14 protein-coding genes are annotated in these 17,878 nt (G+C 45.7%); 4 read left to right on the top strand and 10 right to left on the bottom strand.

What is annotated here, in order from left to right; translation table 11 throughout:
• Positions 1-52 precede the first annotated feature (52 nt).
• The 6 genes from H6G00_RS10475 to H6G00_RS10450 form a co-directional block, all read right to left on the bottom strand.
• Entirely contained in the window at positions 53-562 is a 510-nt protein-coding gene (locus tag H6G00_RS10475) for a chemotaxis protein CheW (RefSeq protein ID WP_190796685.1), read from the bottom strand.
• A 15-nt stretch (positions 563-577) separates the two neighbouring features.
• Complete coding sequence (locus tag H6G00_RS10470; protein WP_190642926.1) at positions 578-934, bottom strand: response regulator; 357 nt, start codon at positions 932-934, stop codon at positions 578-580.
• A 2-nt stretch (positions 935-936) separates the two neighbouring features.
• Positions 937-2,163, bottom strand: coding sequence for a response regulator (locus tag H6G00_RS10465; protein ID WP_190796684.1), 1,227 nt, complete (start codon positions 2,161-2,163; stop codon positions 937-939).
• 857 nt (positions 2,164-3,020) lie between these two features.
• On the bottom strand, positions 3,021-3,593 hold the full coding sequence (locus H6G00_RS10460; protein ID WP_190796683.1) for a putative glycolipid-binding domain-containing protein: 573 nt from the start codon (positions 3,591-3,593) through the stop codon (positions 3,021-3,023).
• A 27-nt stretch (positions 3,594-3,620) separates the two neighbouring features.
• The gene (locus H6G00_RS10455; RefSeq protein ID WP_190796682.1) at positions 3,621-4,133 is read right to left on the bottom strand and encodes a DUF1579 domain-containing protein; all 513 of its coding nucleotides are present in this window, start codon (positions 4,131-4,133) and stop codon (positions 3,621-3,623) included.
• Between the two features lie 77 nt (positions 4,134-4,210).
• Positions 4,211-4,630 carry a VOC family protein gene (locus H6G00_RS10450; protein WP_190796681.1) on the bottom strand — a complete coding sequence of 140 codons (420 nt, stop codon included), beginning with the start codon at positions 4,628-4,630 and terminating at the stop codon, positions 4,211-4,213.
• Positions 4,631-4,942: 312 nt separating this feature from the next.
• Between H6G00_RS10450 and H6G00_RS10445 the strand changes: the two genes are divergently transcribed.
• Entirely contained in the window at positions 4,943-5,317 is a 375-nt protein-coding gene (locus tag H6G00_RS10445; protein WP_190796680.1) for a nuclear transport factor 2 family protein, read from the top strand.
• 113 nt (positions 5,318-5,430) lie between these two features.
• Here H6G00_RS10445 and H6G00_RS10440 read toward each other — a convergent pair whose 3' ends face one another.
• Positions 5,431-6,801, bottom strand: a complete 1,371-nt coding sequence (locus H6G00_RS10440; RefSeq protein WP_190796699.1) for a Type 1 glutamine amidotransferase-like domain-containing protein — start codon at positions 6,799-6,801, stop codon at positions 5,431-5,433.
• A gap of 222 nt (positions 6,802-7,023) precedes the next feature.
• On the bottom strand, positions 7,024-8,808 hold the full coding sequence (locus H6G00_RS10435; RefSeq protein ID WP_190796679.1) for a hypothetical protein: 1,785 nt from the start codon (positions 8,806-8,808) through the stop codon (positions 7,024-7,026).
• 1,088 nt (positions 8,809-9,896) lie between these two features.
• Here H6G00_RS10435 and H6G00_RS10430 point away from each other — a divergent pair.
• Positions 9,897-11,948, top strand: coding sequence for a helix-turn-helix transcriptional regulator (locus tag H6G00_RS10430; RefSeq protein ID WP_190796678.1), 2,052 nt, complete (start codon positions 9,897-9,899; stop codon positions 11,946-11,948).
• Between the two features lie 73 nt (positions 11,949-12,021).
• Here H6G00_RS10430 and H6G00_RS10425 read toward each other — a convergent pair whose 3' ends face one another.
• Complete coding sequence (locus H6G00_RS10425; RefSeq protein WP_190796677.1) at positions 12,022-13,803, bottom strand: C2 family cysteine protease; 1,782 nt, start codon at positions 13,801-13,803, stop codon at positions 12,022-12,024.
• A 697-nt stretch (positions 13,804-14,500) separates the two neighbouring features.
• On the opposite strand from H6G00_RS10425, the gene H6G00_RS10420 reads away from it, so the two are divergent.
• Positions 14,501-15,748: an FtsX-like permease family protein gene (locus H6G00_RS10420; RefSeq protein ID WP_190642917.1), complete on the top strand. Its 1,248-nt coding sequence runs from the start codon at positions 14,501-14,503 to the stop codon at positions 15,746-15,748.
• Between the two features lie 224 nt (positions 15,749-15,972).
• Positions 15,973-16,722, top strand: coding sequence for an ABC transporter ATP-binding protein (locus H6G00_RS10415; RefSeq protein ID WP_190642916.1), 750 nt, complete (start codon positions 15,973-15,975; stop codon positions 16,720-16,722).
• 7 nt (positions 16,723-16,729) lie between these two features.
• On the opposite strand, the gene H6G00_RS10410 is transcribed toward H6G00_RS10415, so the two are convergent.
• Positions 16,730-17,686, bottom strand: a complete 957-nt coding sequence (locus H6G00_RS10410; protein ID WP_190796676.1) for an NAD-dependent epimerase/dehydratase family protein — start codon at positions 17,684-17,686, stop codon at positions 16,730-16,732.
• Positions 17,687-17,878: the final 192 nt, after the last annotated feature.

The raw sequence follows: 17,878 nt of genomic DNA, 5'->3' as shown, positions 1-17,878 counted from the left end.
CCAAGCGTGAGTGGTACTCACTCCTACAGCAATACGATTGGTTCCTCGGGATTTAATGCCAGTATTGGGGTGTCCACAGGCGATCGCTCAACAGTTCAGGACGAAAAAGCTGAATTGATCCCGGAACAGGCAATGATTCAGTTCCAGAAAGCTTAGATGCAGCAACACCCAATACTTCATCGGGAAGTTGCCCAGGCGAACGGTTATCCAAAATTTGATCAACTACAATCCCAATACCTGCCAGATGTTCAGTCTCCTGGCTTAGCTGCACCACATTCACGGTTTCTCGCATTAATCCGGATGTTTTCTTAAACAACCGCTGAATTTCAACCAGCGGCACAATCCGTCCATGATTATGAACCACTCCCAGAATGGCCGCATCGTAAAAGGGCAACGCTAAGATTTGCGATCGCTCAATCAACAAAATCTCAGCCACACACACCGACGGAAAAGCAAATTGTTGATCTCCAACTTGAGTGAGAATATAGCGATCTTGCAGAGACGGCGACGTTGTCAACTCCGTCTCTCCCTGCATAAGACCCTCTGCCGCAGCGTCTATCATATCTGGCCTCAAACTTTAGAACTTTTGCAAGGTTTGTTCGAGACGTTCGCGAGTCATGGGTTTCGGCAAATAGTCATTTGCCCCAGCTCGTTTAATTCCATAATTGATTTCCACAGCAGTCTTCTTGCTGGAATAAAAGATGACATGCTGCTTTGCCGTGTTCTGGTTAGAACGCAACTCCCGCAAAAACTTATAGCCATCCTGTTCAGGCATGACAATGTCAAGAAATACAGCGGTGTAATTGCCAGTCGCAATCTTATCAATCACCCCTGCCGTACTTTCGCAAGACTCAACCTGATGCCCCATTCCCTCAAGTAAGGATGTTAAGAAATGCCGATCTACAGCGCTATCATCAACAATTAGAAATCTCATGATCACTTCTCCTGGACTAAATGCGTCTCAACCTGATTTGAGGCTTGTAGCGGCGCTAATTCTCCTAACAATTCTCGAAGCTCAACCTGAAATCGTGGTACCTCCTGCATCACCACCGGTTTTGACAAGAACTTACAGCCACCCCACTGTGCTCGCCAGTTATTGGAAAGCGTTTTCTCAGCCGTTAACATCACTAAAGGAACCGAAGCCAACTTAGGCTGACGACGAATTTGCTTAACCAGATCAAAGCCCGTTATTTCCGGCATATTGATATCTAAAAAGATAATTGCCGGGTTGGAGTACAGGATTGTTTTAAGCGCAGTAGCAGGGTTTTGAGAGAGCTTGACCTGATAGCCCCAAGTCGTAACCAAACGCTTAAACTGATTCAAAATGATTGGAGAATCGTCAACAATGACAATCTCTGGAACAATAGCAGCGGCAGATGTGTCAAGCGTAACTAATCCTTCATTGACCAGTTTGGCAAATCCTTTAGCAATTTCTAATGAATCTTGAGCTAGCGTTTCAGCAATCTCATTCAAGGTTTTGCCATGTAAAACCAGATTTTCCAAGCGTCGTTTTTGCTCAATTGACAAATTTGAGCGGGATACCGCCTCAGTGTTGAGAGTTGGAACGCTCTCCATAGAAGGAATTTGAGCCTGGAGTTTGCGCCATAACGCCTGTCGCTTTTGAACATCAGAAAGCAAGCTTTCTAGTTCAAAACCGGGAATTGGAGATTCCACATGTAACTGAGGGGATGGCAAAAACTGAGCTTGTCCTGGACAATCAAACAAACACAGGTCCAGGTCTGACAATATCTTCAGCCGCAATGCTTGGGTAATTTCTGACTGCTCGACTAGGCTCAGCTTGCGCAGTTCGTTCAACAGCCTGGGAATAATAATGCGTTTTGCATTATGCTGCGTTGAAGTGAGTTTCCGCTCTAGAGTGAGAATCGTTTGCCTGACGCTGCTGTGGCGGAGACGAGGGATATAACGCTGCAGTGTTTCAAGCAAGCTCGGCCAGGAGAACTGTTGTTTCCCTGAGAAGACAACCCGTCCTTCTAGTAAAGCAATATATAACGGATTGACTTGACTGTTTTTAGGAGCAGCAGGAAATTCACAAAGCCAATAGCCCGTATGCGTGCCTTCAAGCAAATCTTGAGTTGCGTGGTTCAGTTTCTGGGGCAACTCTTGCGCTTGAAACGCAAAGTTATAAATTGCCGGTATGACCATGACGAATCAACAGGGAATGTATTGAGTAGACAGTCACTTTGTGCCATTGAGATAAGCAAAACAGCCCTTCGAGGGAAGGGTTGAACAATTAATGTAGAACTGACAGCAAGACAACCAATCAGCTAGGGAAACAACATCAAGTTAAGCAGGACAATTTTCCCAAAAATATGACTACAGGTAGAAGCACAATTAGCAGCGATAGAAGCACAATCAGCTAGGCGGATAGCAACACTAAGTGTTAACTGCATTAGGTTCGAACCTGAAAAGCTTACACCCTAAGCTGTGGCGATGACCTGAAATATTCTGGTGACTAGTACAGTTCTAGCCTGGTTCGTTACTACATTATAGTCAGAGCAGGTAGAAGCCAAAACAGACTGTTTGTTGCACAAAAGGTATTGACCTATATAGAAGTTAGATGCAATTCGTACTTTTGCGCAACTTTTGATGCAAATGCCGAGCATTACTCCCAACACAATATCCTCTCGCTGCCTCAAAGACTAGCGATTTGTATGAAGATTCTTTGAACCTTGAGCCCTAGATTAATGTAATCTCAACCGTATTTCCGCAAAGGTACGCTGGGCAACAAGAAAATCAATTGAACTGCCTAAACCATCTTGCAATACGGTTATGTTGAAACTTAAACAAAGTTTACACTAATAAGACTTTGGTACTTTTTCCTAACGTGTAAATTCTACGAGTTAGGGTAATTCTACTGCAACACGTGCAACACGTGCAACACGTAACGGATGCAATTGATAGGAGAGTTATACCGTTTCTCTACAAAGAGGATACAGAGGGAAGGGCACCCCTCGGCGGGGTGCCCTTCCCTCTGTATCCCTAATTTTTGGAATTAGTAATTAGATGAAGTCATCCGGTACTGATGGTTCCGTGGCTTTCACTTGTAGGCGTGCCACAAAACGATCAACTTCTAATGTTGCAGCATAGTCTACGTCGGAGGCCGCATACTCATATTCATAGCTTGAGACACGACGGTAGTACTGCTCAAGTTGTTTTAGTTTGAAGTCTGGAAAGTCCAGCCATGCTACGGGGGCTCGTGATTGTTCCTCAACTCTCAACGCCATGCGACGGATTGCGATCAAGTTAGTGGCTGGCGTAAAGCCGAGGTCAAGGTCCATACAGCCTGCTGTTTCCTGGGACTCTATTCCGTTGATACTCCAATGTCCGTTCGAAGTAGGAGCGATCGCTAGCGCAACGTCTGATTGACCAACGAAACCCGAAACACTGGCAGCACAGGTCTGCCAACTGTTATTAACACTCACCTCATAAGCAAGGAGGCACGGCATCTGCTCGAACAGGAAGATCGCTGTACCGGATAATTGCCAGCCAGCAGTGGATTTCCAGAGTCGGCCGATGTCGTGTCCAGGCAGATCCAATCTCTGCCAAAGAATTGTGTGATCGAGAAAACTCATCAAAGTACTGATTAGACGAAGTTCAAATTACTTGCGATGATAGTTCACAGTCATGAACTGTTGCCACTGTCCATCGTCCTTCAAGAAGTGAGAAGTCATCACTCGGTGGTCATCGCCCTTAAACTCAATCACGTCCTTATACTCTGCCATCTTCCCTTCACCAGACATTGCAGGACCCTCGCTGTGGAGCGACAACATCGTTTCAGTGGTATTCATCTCACCCTTGTATATCCACAGGTAGGTCATCATTGACCCAACCCAAGTACCTACATACTGTTGCTTTTGGGAGTCATAGCCAAGCGTCATCATGGTTGTTGCGGTATCACCATCGGGCATCTCACCGTATCCTTCTGCCACAACCCAAAGTTCGCCGAGCGATCGCACACTTTCGTTTCCCGTACATTTGACTGGCGGCTGGTCTGGACCCATTGATGCTTCAGTTTCATATGTCCATTCACCAACTAATCTCTGGAGCCAATGATGTTCTTTTTGAGGTTCAGAATGCATCATTGACTCCTGTTGAGCGGTATTAGTCTCCATTGTTTTATCTCCTTATTCTTTCAAAAAACTACAGTATTTCTTGATCTGGGCATCAGGCGGTTTGATCACTCCGGGCATCAGGCGGCTTGATCACAATTAATCATCCAGGGAATGCCAAATTGATCGACTAACATTCCAAAACGGTAAGCCCAAAACGTCTGTTGGAGCGGCATCCGGATCGCTCCATTTTCTGCCAATGCGTGAAAGATGCGCTCTGCTTCCGATGGATTGTCCAGCCCAATCGATACGGAGAACCCTTTAGGCTCTTCCGTATATCCAGGTGGATTGTCAGAACCCATTAATTCCTGATCGTCTATCATCAGTGCAACATGCATGATTTGATCGCGCCACTCGGAGGGCATCTGCGCAATCATAGATGGGTCTGGAGACTGTGCATAGGTCATCATATCTGTGATTTTCCCGTTTAAGCACCGTTCGTAGAACTTAAACGCTGCTTCACACTGACCATTAAACATCAAGTAAGAATTCAACTTCATGGTACGCTCCTTTGGCTAAAGAATAATCAAGAATTGCGATCGCCTAGAGTGATAGAGCTATCCCACACATAATAGTTCAATTGTACTATTGTTTATCAAATTTACTCACTTCTGCAATTTATCTTTAGGAAAACCTAACTACAGGAAAAAATGCAGAACATACAGGAATCAGTTCACCCTTTGCTGTGAGATGAGAGCAAGCCAAGGCGATCGCTATCCTAAAATGGAGATTACTGTTCTCAGTAGCGAAGTTATTGCAGTTAATCTCAGTAAAACTTAAACATTCCTCGACCCATAAAGGGGCAACCATCAATGGACAATAGAACTATCGAAAATTTGGAAGAAAAATTGCAGCAAGCTATGCTCACTAGCAATGTTGCTGTACTAGATGAGCTGATTGCCGACGACCTAGTTTGGACAATGCACACTGGTTTTGTAAGTAACAAGCAATCCGATTTGGACGCACACCGCTCTGGAATCTTCCAGTTCACTAAGTTGGAGATTAGCGATCGCCAGTTTCATCCTTACAGTAGCGATTGCGTCGTCGTCACCCTCAAAGCAGAAATTGGTGGGGTCCTTAACGGTCAAGCTTTCTCAGAAACTTATCGCTTTACTCGTGTCTGGATGCAACGACAAAACCGCTGGCAAATCATAGCAGGTCATGTGAGTCAAATCATTCCTCAATAATACCAACGTGACAGGTGAGTGTTTGGTGGGGAGCAGCCGCATTGTCATGTAAATGATGAGAACAAAAAAGGGGCAGACCGAAGCCTACCTCCCTTTAAGAATCACGCTTATGACTAACGCTTTTGTTGAAGTCGATATCCCAGTCCTAGTGCGCCAATGCTAAATAAACCTAACAGTGTCCCAGGCTCAGGGACAGGAGCGATCGCAATTTCCAAATCTTCAAAGGAATAGCGCACATTTCCCTGGCTATCGGTGCCAGAAAACCCAGTTGCCCCAGGAGATTTAGTCAGAGTTACACCATAGGTTGGATTAGACTCAAGACTCTGACCAAAGGCTTGAGTTTCGGTACTGTTAAACAGGGCGATCGCCGTTTCCGTGAAGGCTCGTGGATCAGTCCAGGTACCTAGTTCATCATCAAAATAGCTGAAAATATTTCTTTCTGGTGGAACCTCACCAGATTGCTCGTTTGTAATCGGCGTTTTATTGCCAAAAGCAGCTTCATTCGTCAGGGGATTGAACTGATCACCCTCATTCAAGTAGGCTTCTGTAACTCCACCGATTGTCCAGTAACTATTTTTTTCGCCTACGTTGGCTTCGGATAGGTCAAAGATAGACACTCCCCCCTGCCCTAAAACCGAGAAGTTGACTGCTTCAGTTCCCGCATCAGTTACGACCAGAGCGGTGTTCTCATCTACACCATAGGCTTTGTTAACACCCAAATCAGATGCTAGACGAATGATCCGTCCCTGTCTTCCACGTTCGCTAAAGTGGCTATCTAACAAACCATATTCAAAGAAGCCCAACCCTCCCAACGGGTTATAGTACAGCGTATTATCGAACGGTGGACTGCCTACAAAACTGACTGGACCGTCCCGCAATCCCTCGTAGCTTTCTCCGTTTGTCACCATTGGTTCGCTAGGCTGCACAGCCGTTCCAGCACTAGTACCCGCAATCACTGCACCCTTATCGAACTGTTGTCGCAACGACTCAATCAACGCAGTATCAGTACGAGTCTGAGTCGCTGCATCTTCATTGAAGAAGCAGTCAGTAATAAAAGACTGATCCCCACCCGTAAAAATAAAGGCGTTGCGATCACTAATTTGACTCACAACTGAAGAATTGGGGTCATTCTTATAATCACTGCAAGTATCCCGCGTGATTGGGATATACTCTACATCCACAGAATCGCCGTACAAAATCTCAAAATCTTCAAGATAAAAGCCTGCCGAACGAGGCGGATTAGAACTGGCAGTAGAAATAATGCCAATTTTGGCACCAGCAGTTCCCCCTACTAAATCAACAATCTTTTGGTAGATAGAAACCCCGTAGGTTTCCTCACTACCACCACTGCCAGGAAAAGCCCATTCTCCACCCACAAGTACCAAAGAGCCTGCTCTAGCAGGAGAAGCTTGGACTCCAAACGCAGCCAAAGTGAGAGCGATCGCAACTTTTGAAATCGGTACCAAACAAATTAATTTTGTCATGGGTGATTGCTGTTAAAAGACATCTGCTTTGAGGCAAATAGCCAGGTTCAATCAAGCGAACTCTCAATAGTTAAAAAACTTTTGCGAAATCAAACACCCAAATCTATCATTTCCCCTTATCTTTCTCCTGGGAAGAAACTCTAAAGAATAGATCTTCTACGCTACCATTCACGCCTCAAAAAACGATTCATGCAGGAAGTCTAGTTAAAGGGAGCACTGAAATCATTTCAGTTGCAAGACTCCTGGATTAGCCCGTGCCCATGCCATCGCTTCTACAACCAAAATCGGGTCACCAGAGTCAAGAAACTGCTGCATCCGGGCAATATGTCGTTGTTCTGCCGCTGCCGCTTTAAGACGCTGATGTTGTGCTTGAGCCAGACAAGCAGTCTCCTGAAACGCTGCTTGAACCGCTTTAACGTTAGATAACGCTTGCTGGATATATTGCACTCCCAAAAGTGAGTCTGAGGTGGTGAGAGGAGCAAATTTGGCAGAGGCAGCGTTGTCAACCTTGGTATCACCATTACTGTCATCTAAAGGAGTACTAGAGGCAACGCGATCGCCCAATCCCTGTCCAGACTTACTATTACCGCCATCCATAGATAATAAGCTTGAAGGACTGAGCCAGTTAGATGCGTAACTAACGCTATCTAACTGGCTGTCCGTATTGAAGTTTTGGGGGTCTGGGGGGTTTTCCACAGGTGACTCATATGAAGACTCATTTTCTACAGGAGATCCATCCGAGTAATCAATATCAAAACAGCTAACATCAAAATAAGTAGGATGCCACAGGTCTCGGTGACGATAGAGAGATGCCCCACCTACACCGTATTGCAGCAAAGTTTGAAATCGAGCTGTCGCCTTTACAGGCAAACTATTTTTCTCAAGCAAGTCTGCGATCGCCCTTCTAATTCGATCTCTGGTTGCAGCAGACTGACGTTGATTCCAGGATGGAGATTGATCAACTGCACTCACCAGTTCTGGATCGTGCAAAGTAGTAGAAACCTTTTTACTCTGATCTCCAAAATGGAAGTAATGACTACTTTCAATACACCGTGCCCATTCCTCTGCCCGGTGTTCAATTTCATGCTGATGACGACACCATTCCTGATAGCCAGGTAAGGATCGAGCTATTTCAAAAATTTCACCCACAAGAGCTTCTCCTCTCAGTGGTTCTCCACCTGAGAGAACGTGATGAAAAATATAAGCTCTCATAGTGATACGTCCCAGCAATCGATTAGTTTGTCCATGTCCTGTCCAACCCAATTCGATTTCAGCATTTAGATCATTGATAAATTTCTCAGCTTTACCAGAGATGCCGAAATGTTTTCGCTTTGCCTGTTTAAGGATTTGTTTGAGTGTTTTTTCATCAATGTCGTTGTACTGCTGAGCAAATACCCATTGGTTTACAAAGGCTTGAGAATCAGTCCAAACGGGCTGCCATGCCTCATTTAATAAATAAGAACCGATTTGTAGCGGTAATCGGTGAGCGTTAAACAAACTTAGATTGCCATCTGCTGCATAGGGCTTTGGGTTTGGAAAAACTTCCAATTGTCCAGGTTGAAGCTTAAAGCCAGCATTTTCAAGCGAACAGGCAATGGCGATCGCCAACTGCCAAGAGCTTTGAACCTGTTGAAACGGAAAATAGAGATGCAAACCGCCACTATAGCTAGAGGTACAGGCAATATACCGGACCAAACTAAGGGGCTCCAACGCAGCCACAATTCGCGAAACTGCCAGCGGATCTCGTTTGGGATGATAGAGACTACCCGCGTCAATGTCCAGTAGGCAATAGTTAGTCTCAGCTCCAAAGCGAACACCATAAAGATAAGCACCCTGACGAATCAAACGATCTGATAAAGGGTGACGGCTCTCCGTTTTCCACTCGACAGGTGCATCTAAATCAGGATGTCTTGCCCAAATGTAGTCAAAGCGGTGAGGAAACAGCGATAGAAATGTGTCTTCCCACTCACATACGCTTTCAAAGCGGATTGTGCTGGTTTCTTTCATACCAAACTCTGAACTTTTAATTTGCACACAAATGTTGCTCTCACAATTTGGTGAAAGCTGCGAATGATTAGAGGTCTACAACCCTAAAGATTCTCTTGATAGGTATTGCGTCTGATTATTAAACAACCTGTTTTTGTCCACCATCAGTTGAGTCAACACCGTTTGCTCAAACTCCCCTTTAGACTTGGCAACAATAGCTGAAATGATTTAGCTGCCTTATTTCCAGGATCAGATTGTTAGTTGATTCTAGGCGCAAAAATTTAGCAACACTTTTTTTCGTAGTGTCATACTAGAGCAATGGCGATCGCCCTTCCATAGCTTTGTTTCGCCACTCTAGAAAGCCTGTCAACCTTGTCAACACATTTTGTTTCGCTAATCTAGACTCAACTGGCAATAATGTTTTGAGATACTAGGCAACCTGTCAACTTTGTCAACTTCGTTTCACCAAATGTTTGTTGCTTAATTCAAGAATTCTTTGTCAATTTGTCAATTCTTTACTGCTTATCTATCCCTAGTTGCTTGGGTTGAAACAAAGCCCTCTCTAGGTTCTTAGCTACGCTATATCTAGTGACGACTACTTTAAGCTAAAAATTTTGTTACCCAATCCTAGAATCTAGCGTCAATTTGTCAACTCTTCATCACTTAGATAAGTGACAGGTCGGATGAAGTGAATCCCTAAACCGCTAAAAACAAAGCGGGGAAGGAGTTTCATGCTGTTAAGTCTGCCTAGATTCACGTGAGATAGACCTAACCAAATCAGACAACGTAACTGGATTCTAGAATTTGTGTCAATTTTGTCAATTGTTAAGCAATTTAAACTTCTCGCAGATTTTTATCGGAATGAATCGGAGAAATTAGCCTACAAACGATCCTGCTGATCGAACCATTTCCTACATAGCGCGGCATTTGATAAAAGCATACGACTGCTAGTACGTTTGTTTGATGTTGATAGATCCTAGAGACAAAGTTGTATGATTCTAGTCTCGTGCGGCAATTAAGAAATAATGGAGCGATCGCTATACTCTTACGGGTGAGCGGGCTAACCAATTCAGACTGGGCAACGTAGGCTTGAAGTAAGTTTCTCTGTATTGTCAATTCCAACCACCGATTTTGATCTTCCGCGTTCAGGGTTATACTATGCCGATGTGAATCGGTTCTGTGTAGCACCTGTGAATCAGCCTGATAACCTTGTCCTAGCCTCTACTCCTGTCTTGGCAGAGCCTCTTTCTCTCAACCTCACGTCAGTTTCTCCAGATCAGACACAGGTGCTAGATCTTGCTGCAAAATTAAAAGCAGACAAATCGTTTCTAAATCTAGTCCTGGTTAATGTTGCTACTGGAATCAATCAATTCAGACTGCATCTAGCAAACACACGGGCCAAAGATAGAGCAGATGCACGGAACCTCTACAGCGAGACGGAAAAGCTTGGCGTTCTGCAAAAACAAACACTCCTGAGGATTGAGCGCCGATTCCGCTCAGTGCTGAGAACGGATGAGTTTTGGAACCAAACAGCAAGCTGGATTTTAATCCGGCTTGACCAGTGGCAGCGAGAAGGGTTAATCCCATCCGACTGCTCAGTCGCAGGAATGTTATCACTAGAAGCTGGGGTTAACTTGACCGATAGTGATGAATGGCGTGAATCATTAGTCGTGAGTGCCTGTGCTTTTCACACAGCGAGTCAATGGTTACGTTACTTAGATCTATCAGGGCAAAATACAGTTGAAATTGATAAATTGCTGGGTGTTCAATCTGTTGATGCTGTTATACGTGAGCCTTTATTTCAAGATACAGAATTTGAACGCGTAGCAACGGGTTATCCTATTCTCACAGGTGCCCAAGCCCTGATTAATTCGCAATGGGAAGATGGAGAATATCCCTATTGGCAGAAGCTCGTTGGGGAAGGGTTTATTCAGCATCAGATTGTTCGTCAAAGCCCCTCTAGTCAACAAATTGAGCTAGTTCCAGGCAAAGCTGCATGGGAGATTATTCAGCAGTTTGGACCGGAAGCTGCCTATGTATTTCTCATTTTTTCCTCCTATGCGACCGATTCAGACGAACCGTGGGCAGAGCAGATCCGATTAAAGGGGACTGACCTGATCCGACTCTTTGGTTGGGATAAGCGCACAGATATCACGATTGCCCAAAAGCTCAAAAAGATTGGACATCTCGTAGAACTAGTCTGTAGCCTCTCCGTGTTAGTCAAAAACATCAACATTGGCGCAAAACGATATAACGTTGAGCGGGGCGCAATGTGGATTTTAGAAGGGTTAGGCTATGCGGGTCAGTTGGCGCTGACAATGGATATTAACCAGCCAGATTCCCCAACCTACGAGGCAGGCGACCCAGATGAGTTATATATCAAGGTACGTCCTGGAGTTTGGACTGAAAAGTTTCTCAATGCCAGCGATGGTAGTGCCAAGGAAGCGCTCTTCCAATATGGCTATTTGGCAAAGAGTACGCTTCAAATTAATCCTTATCGCCAACGGTTAGCTTCAAAACTTGCCATTTTCCTGACAATCATGAGTCGGATTCGAGACGATGGTCGCTATGAAGTGCAGACTCTACTAGAACGGCTAGAGCCAAAAGAACTCTTGGAGAATGTTCAGAAAGACCGACTACGCCGCGTTAAGTTGATCGATCAGTGGGATAGTGCTTTACTCACTCTCAAAGAGTTAGGCTGGGAAATCGATTTTGATCCAGCAACTTATCCAGAAAGTATCCGACCTGCTTGGTCGTTGAGTGATGAGTCTGAGTCTGGGTCTGGGTATCGTCCCCGTAACTGGTTAGCAACTTGGTTGAAGGCGATCGTCATCATCAAGCCTTCAGTAAAAATTCAGGAAAAGCTCGGTGCCCATGCCCCTGTTTCGTTAAAGCCTGAACGGACTCGTGTTCAGTCGCCAATGCTAACAAGTGATGCAATTCAGGCAGCACTCGATGCAAAAGATATGACTAAAGCGCAACTGGCAGATGCTCTACAAGTAGATCGTTCTCTGGTTACTCGTTGGCTAAAAGGGCAGCGAACAATTCAGCCTAAACATCTTGAACAAATTAAGATGTTGCTTGGAGATTTTGAACAGGATGTGAACGCTATATCTCAGAAAACAATGCCGCTAATCACCTACCATCTCACTAACAGTTAAGTTGTGTCTCAGAAAAAAGGAGGAGGGCTTGACCCTCCTCCTTTTTTATTGAGTGACTGGCGCTATACAGCTATTAACTTACGGAAGAATCCCAACTGCTGAAGTTTGCAGTCAATTCGTTCCAGGTTATATTCAATGTTCCAGGCTTGGAGGAACCATTTTCATATCCACCACTGACTCCCCAGGGATTGAACAAGGTGAATTTTTGGGTGGAGGAGTTGTAGTCGGTTAATACATAAACGTGGTTGTAGACGACTGTGGACGAAATTTGGCCACTTGCTTTTGAATTGACACCGATCATCTTGCCGGCTGCAAAGGCGTTGACCAAAGTATCAAAGTTTAGCGAATTGCGGATAGAAGAACTCTTTGCTGTGATGTCACGAATCGCATCTCCAAACCAACCGTTGTTGATGCCCTGATAAGAGTTGGAGTGGTCATTATTCCAGCGATAAGTCCAGCCTGAAGAGTTGACTTGAGCGTAAGCTTTTTCTGCTAGAGCAACCCACAATTCAGTGGAGGTGCGATTGTAGTATCCACCTTGGCTAGCGTATGTGAGTTGACCTGACGAAGCGACGGGCAAATATTGGTCTACCGTGACGTAGTCAGCAACACCTTGATTAAAGAAGCGAACGGTGTAAGTGTTATCGCCATTATCAATAAACATATCTTGAATCAAATTGGGAGAACGTATCGCTGTTGCAGCTAAACCTCCTAAGAAATAGCAGTTACTGGCTTTGCCCTGTTTGATGTCCTGGTAGCTCACACCATTTTGAAATAGGGAACCGTTTGCATAGCGATAGGTGTTGGCGGCAGCGGGGCGATCGCTTCCTAAAAACCACTTATTCACCAGCTTCTCAAGATGAACATCACTGCTACCTGCAAACAAATTCCCCAGTGCTTTCCCCTGATACTGTGAGTTTGCCTCATTGCTATTCACAACTTTGCTAGATAGAACTCGGACATGATCGTCCATTGCGACATAAGATTTGTCGCTAGTTAGAGTGCGGAGATCATTGAGTTCAGTGGAGTCAATTGCTCCTCCATCTTTTGCATCACGAAAGATAGTGATCATGTCATTCCGATCGAGCTTGCTATCAAGGAAGCGAGATCGTGTAGCAAATCGCAGTCCAGCATCTCGAAGCGTATTACCAAACCAATCCTCTGTAGGGTCAGCTTCAGTTTTGTTATCAAAGAAATTGCTGGTTTTAGTGATATAGCCTGATTCGCTACCTAGTCCGCTACTGCCATAGCCGAAAAAGGGTGGATAGCTATCATTCCTTTCGCTGTCGTAGTAACTGTTAACCCGTAGCTTGTCTAAATTTTGAGTGGTACCTGTGTAGTTAACGGCTGAGGTGATTTGATAGGAGCCGGTATAACCTGAACTGTCTGAATTGCTGTAAGTAATTTGTTGTCCACTGCGGTAGCGATCGCTTGTGCTGTAGCCATAGCCTGTGTAGTAATCGCCATTGCCATAGCTGTATTTGAACGTGTAGCGCTGATAGCTTTTTACTGCAGAAGCAGACACACTCAATTGATATCCAACGTTGCCGCTACGGGGATAAACCCGAACGTAATAGGTCCCTGCATCTAATACTTGATTGATTGCTTCACCTTGATTACTGCTACGAGTCGATCGCCTTGTAGGTTGACTTCTAGACTTACTAATTAACGCCATATCAGCGTTAGCATTCAAACCCTTTAAGGCAAGTTTAACGCTGCTGCGCTTGCCCAATGTAAAGCTGTAGTAGTCGTTGGTATCAAGAGAGCCAACTCGATCTTTATAGGTTCTTGGTGTAGAAGTAAGGCTAATTTGTCTCGCTTGCTTGGGCGTATTGCCAGCGTAATCAGCAGCCATAATTGTGTTCTCTTATTAAGTCGCTTGGTCATAATTTGCCCAAAATCGACATCTAGAACACGGGAAAAATCATGCTTTTTGTCCGAATTTATACTGAAATTTTGCTGCTAATACTTATGTTGTTTCCAGGGTAAATACTGCAAAGATGTTACTTCCTAGCTGTAGTTAGACAATTTAGTGGCTTATACTGAGGACGTTTATAAGGTATTCCTGTTCATGAACAGGAATTTGTTAAGTGGACTTAGAAGTTTGGGAGGCGATCGCCATGCAGTATAATTTTTATCTCAAAGCCTAAGTATTAATATCAAAGCGACCTTTTGCCATATCGGTATATTTCCTAAAGCAATTCTGTAGGTTTACTTAAACACAACTTTGTGAAACTCATGAATTCAATAAAACGCATACTCTCTCCAAGTAGAAATACGCTGTTATCATGTTTCTACTTAAGAAGAAATACTTTTTGGATCAGCGATTGAATTGGAAACTAGTAATTCTGTGAGGTGAAAGTTACTGAGCTTGGCTATCAACCACATCTTGGGGTTGCTGTTACCGCTGCTACAAATCTGAGCCGGGCAGCCCACTTACTGCACTGGCACATCTGTCCAGCGAAGTAGGGCAAGAGCAAAGTAACATTAAATTAAGTGCCTACAGTAAAACTTTATCGGGGCACAAGAAAGCCTCTTAGCGTCTCCAAATCATGGCTTCTATTGCCCGCAAAAATTTGTTTGAAGACATCCCTCGCTTCCTGGTTGCCCAAGCGGGGATTGTTTTTGCAGTCAGCCTCGTAACAATTCAAACGGGCATTTTAGAAGGATTTACACGCTCTACCGTACAGCTAATCGAAAATTCAAATGCTGATATCTGGGTTGCGGCTGAGGAGATGGTTCACTTTGAGCTGACTCAACCGTTGACTCTAGGGCAAGTTGCACAGGCACAGCAATTGGCAGGAGTCAATCGGGCAGAGGCGCTGATGATTCAAAGCGGCAGGTGGCGCAGCACTTCTGGCGAGATTGCTCCTGTCAGGCTGATTGGTTATGACCCAGATGGGCGGCTATTTAGGTTGTGGGACATAACACAGGGCAATCAGAGCGACCTGAATGAACCCAACACGATCATGGTGGATGAGACAAATTTGCGATCGCTTCAGCTAGATCCGGAAAACGGACGCGGCTCAATCAACTCCATCCCAGCCCGTGTCGTAGGGCAAACTCAGGGAACGCAATCGATCGCCACAAGTGCCTTCATCTTCACGTCCCTAGAAAATACGATGAACTATGTCAGCGCAGGCTTGACTTCTAATGTTCTCTGCGACGTGCAGCCGGGCGGTGCGCTGGAGTGCAGCACGGTGTATGAACGCTCTGACTCCCCTGCTGACCCCGCTGCTTCGCAGCCTCGGACCCTAACTTCGACCGACCCAATTTCATATGTGTTGGTGCGGGCAGAAGCGGGGCAAAATATCGAGATCCTAAAGCAGCAACTGGAAGATGAGCTCGTGGGTACGCAGGCTTACACCCAGACAGAAATGGCGGACCACACTCGTAGCTATTGGGAAAAGCGGACGGGCATTGGTTTTGTCTTGAGACTGGGAGCAGCTGTAGGAGTCGTTGTTGGGATGGTCGTCGTCGGACAGATTCTATATGCGTCTGTCTCTGACCACATGAAGGAATTTGGCACCCTTAAAGCGATGGGAGCGTCTGATCGAGTCATTTACAGCATCATCATTGAGCAAGCCTTGTGGATGGCAGTTTTAGGCTATGTCCCTAGCATGGCTTTTTGCTTAGGGTTGGGAGCGTGGACTTTTGCAACTCAGGGGATCACGATTCTCATTACTCCGCTCTCTGCCATCGGCATTTTAGGAATCACGATCGCCATGTGCGGTGGCTCTGCTCTATTTGCTATCCAGAAGGTGACTCATGTTGATCCTGCAATCGTTTTCAAAGCTTAGTCCTTCAAGGCTGGGATTGAGTGTAAAGAGTTTCTAATGAAAGCTTAATCAAGCTAGCTAGGGTGTCTAGGTACACTAAAAATAAGGTCGTATGTGGCTGAAACTTGAAAAAACAATCTACTTAATCTGGATTAGAGCGACTTCGATGCGGATCTAACATTCTGGCGATTCGATTGCGATTTGTCTCTACTACTTTAAAATTCACATCTCAACTACTGAAACGCATGGCAGCTTCTCAAATTAATTTCACCGAGTTAGGTACCCGGTTTCAAAGAGGTTCTACGGCTCCAAGGCTAATCAACGAGCCTGCGATCGCCGCGAAAGGCATAGAAATGGTATACCACGCGGGTACCCAAAGCTTTCATGCGCTTCAAGATATCAATTTAGAAATCGCTAAAGGAAATATTCAACTGCTGATGGGTCCATCCGGATCAGGAAAGACAACTTTGCTGTCAATCCTGGCAGGAATTCTAACCCCAACCAGTGGCAGCGTGTTCCTGCTGGGCGAAGAAATTACACGTATGTCTCGGCAGCAGCTTTCTCGGTTCCGACTAAGGAACATTGGCTTTATCTTTCAGGGATTTAACCTGTTTCCGGCACTGACGGCAGTCGAGAATATCGAGGTCATCCTAAAACTAAAGGGCTACCGAGTAGGGGCGGCTCATAAAGAAGCCTTATTTCTGTTGGAGCAGGTCGGGTTGGGAAACAAGGCAAAGAATTTGCCGCAAGACTTGTCAGGTGGACAAAAGCAACGGGTGGCGATCGCCCGTGCCCTAGCTGGTGATCCCCAACTCATCATGGCAGACGAACCTACGGCTGCGCTTGATTCTCAAAGTGGTCATGCTGTGATTGCGCTATTGCGAAACCTGGCAAAAGAGGGCGGACGCAGTGTGCTGATGGTGACTCACGACTCTCGCATCATTGATGTCGCCGATCGGGTTGCGTACTTAGAAGACGGGATTTTGAAGCGGTAATAGACATCTACCGCTTCAAAACTTCTCGGAGTGTTGCTTCGACCGAGCGAGGTTGCCAGCCCAGTTCTTGGACCGCTTTAGTTGCGTCTACCCGAACGCAGCGATCGTAGATGTAGTGAACCCTTTCTCGGCTAAGTGGGGGTTGCCAGGAAAGTAGCCGTCCTACCGGATCAAGCAAATTTCCTAAAACCCGGACGATCGCTTTTGGCGCTTCCCCAGGTGGCGCGATCCCAGTTTCTTGACTGAGGAATTGAAACATTTCACGAGTCGTCATTTCCCCAGCAGAAAGGATGTAGTGGGAACCTGGCTGGGCTTTATCGGCAGCCAGCAGCATTGCTTCTACCAGATCGTCTACGTGGACGATCCCGGTGATGCGATCGCTCCCCGCCCACAGCTTCAGTCGCCCTTTGAGAAACTGGTCGATTACCGGGCCAAAGTGGGGATCATCTGCCCCAAAAATGCCCGATGGCATGACGCTAACTACGGGTAAACCTTCAGCCGCGAACTGATCAACTAGCTGCTGAGCCTGATATTTGGTGCGATCATAGCCCGACGAAAACCCTTTTTGACTACGCTGAAACGTTTCGTCAATCACCTGCCCTTGGGTGTCACCATAGATGCCAATCGTGCTGCAATAGACGACTTTAGACACACTAGCTTGTCGCGCCGCTTGCATTACAGCACGAGTTCCTTCCACGTTGACCTGCTGCATTTTGGCTTCATCGACTACGCCCAGTTCCACATAGGCAGCCGTGTGAAATACAGCATCAACGCCCTGTATTGCGGCTTGTAGTGCCTGAGAGTCAGTAATATCGCCGTAAGCCAATTGCACTTTACAGTCGGACAGACGAGACAAATCGCTAGATTTGCGTACCCAGCCTATGACGGTATCTCCTCGTTGTTCCAATGCCTTCACCAAATGCGATCCGGTAAAGCCATTGGCTCCTGTGACCAATGCTTTCATTCTCTGCGTCCCCATTACTAACCCTAAGAATTAACCTGCTCCACAACCTGCTTGAAGAAGTTGGGTTACGCTTTGCTTCGGCGTTGTTGCACAAAAGAGGGGTTGCGGGCGGGAGAGACATGGTAAGTTTCAATTACCACACCAAAACCTGCCATGCAAGCTCAATACCGCATCCGCAACTGGTCTGAGTAT

The organism is Leptolyngbya sp. FACHB-541 (assembly GCF_014695875.1).
In the GTDB taxonomy this organism is placed as follows: Bacteria; Cyanobacteriota; Cyanobacteriia; order Elainellales; family Elainellaceae; genus JAAUTN01.
The sequence above is the reverse complement of the archived record's forward strand: the minus strand, read 5'-3'. Positions and strand labels throughout refer to the sequence as shown.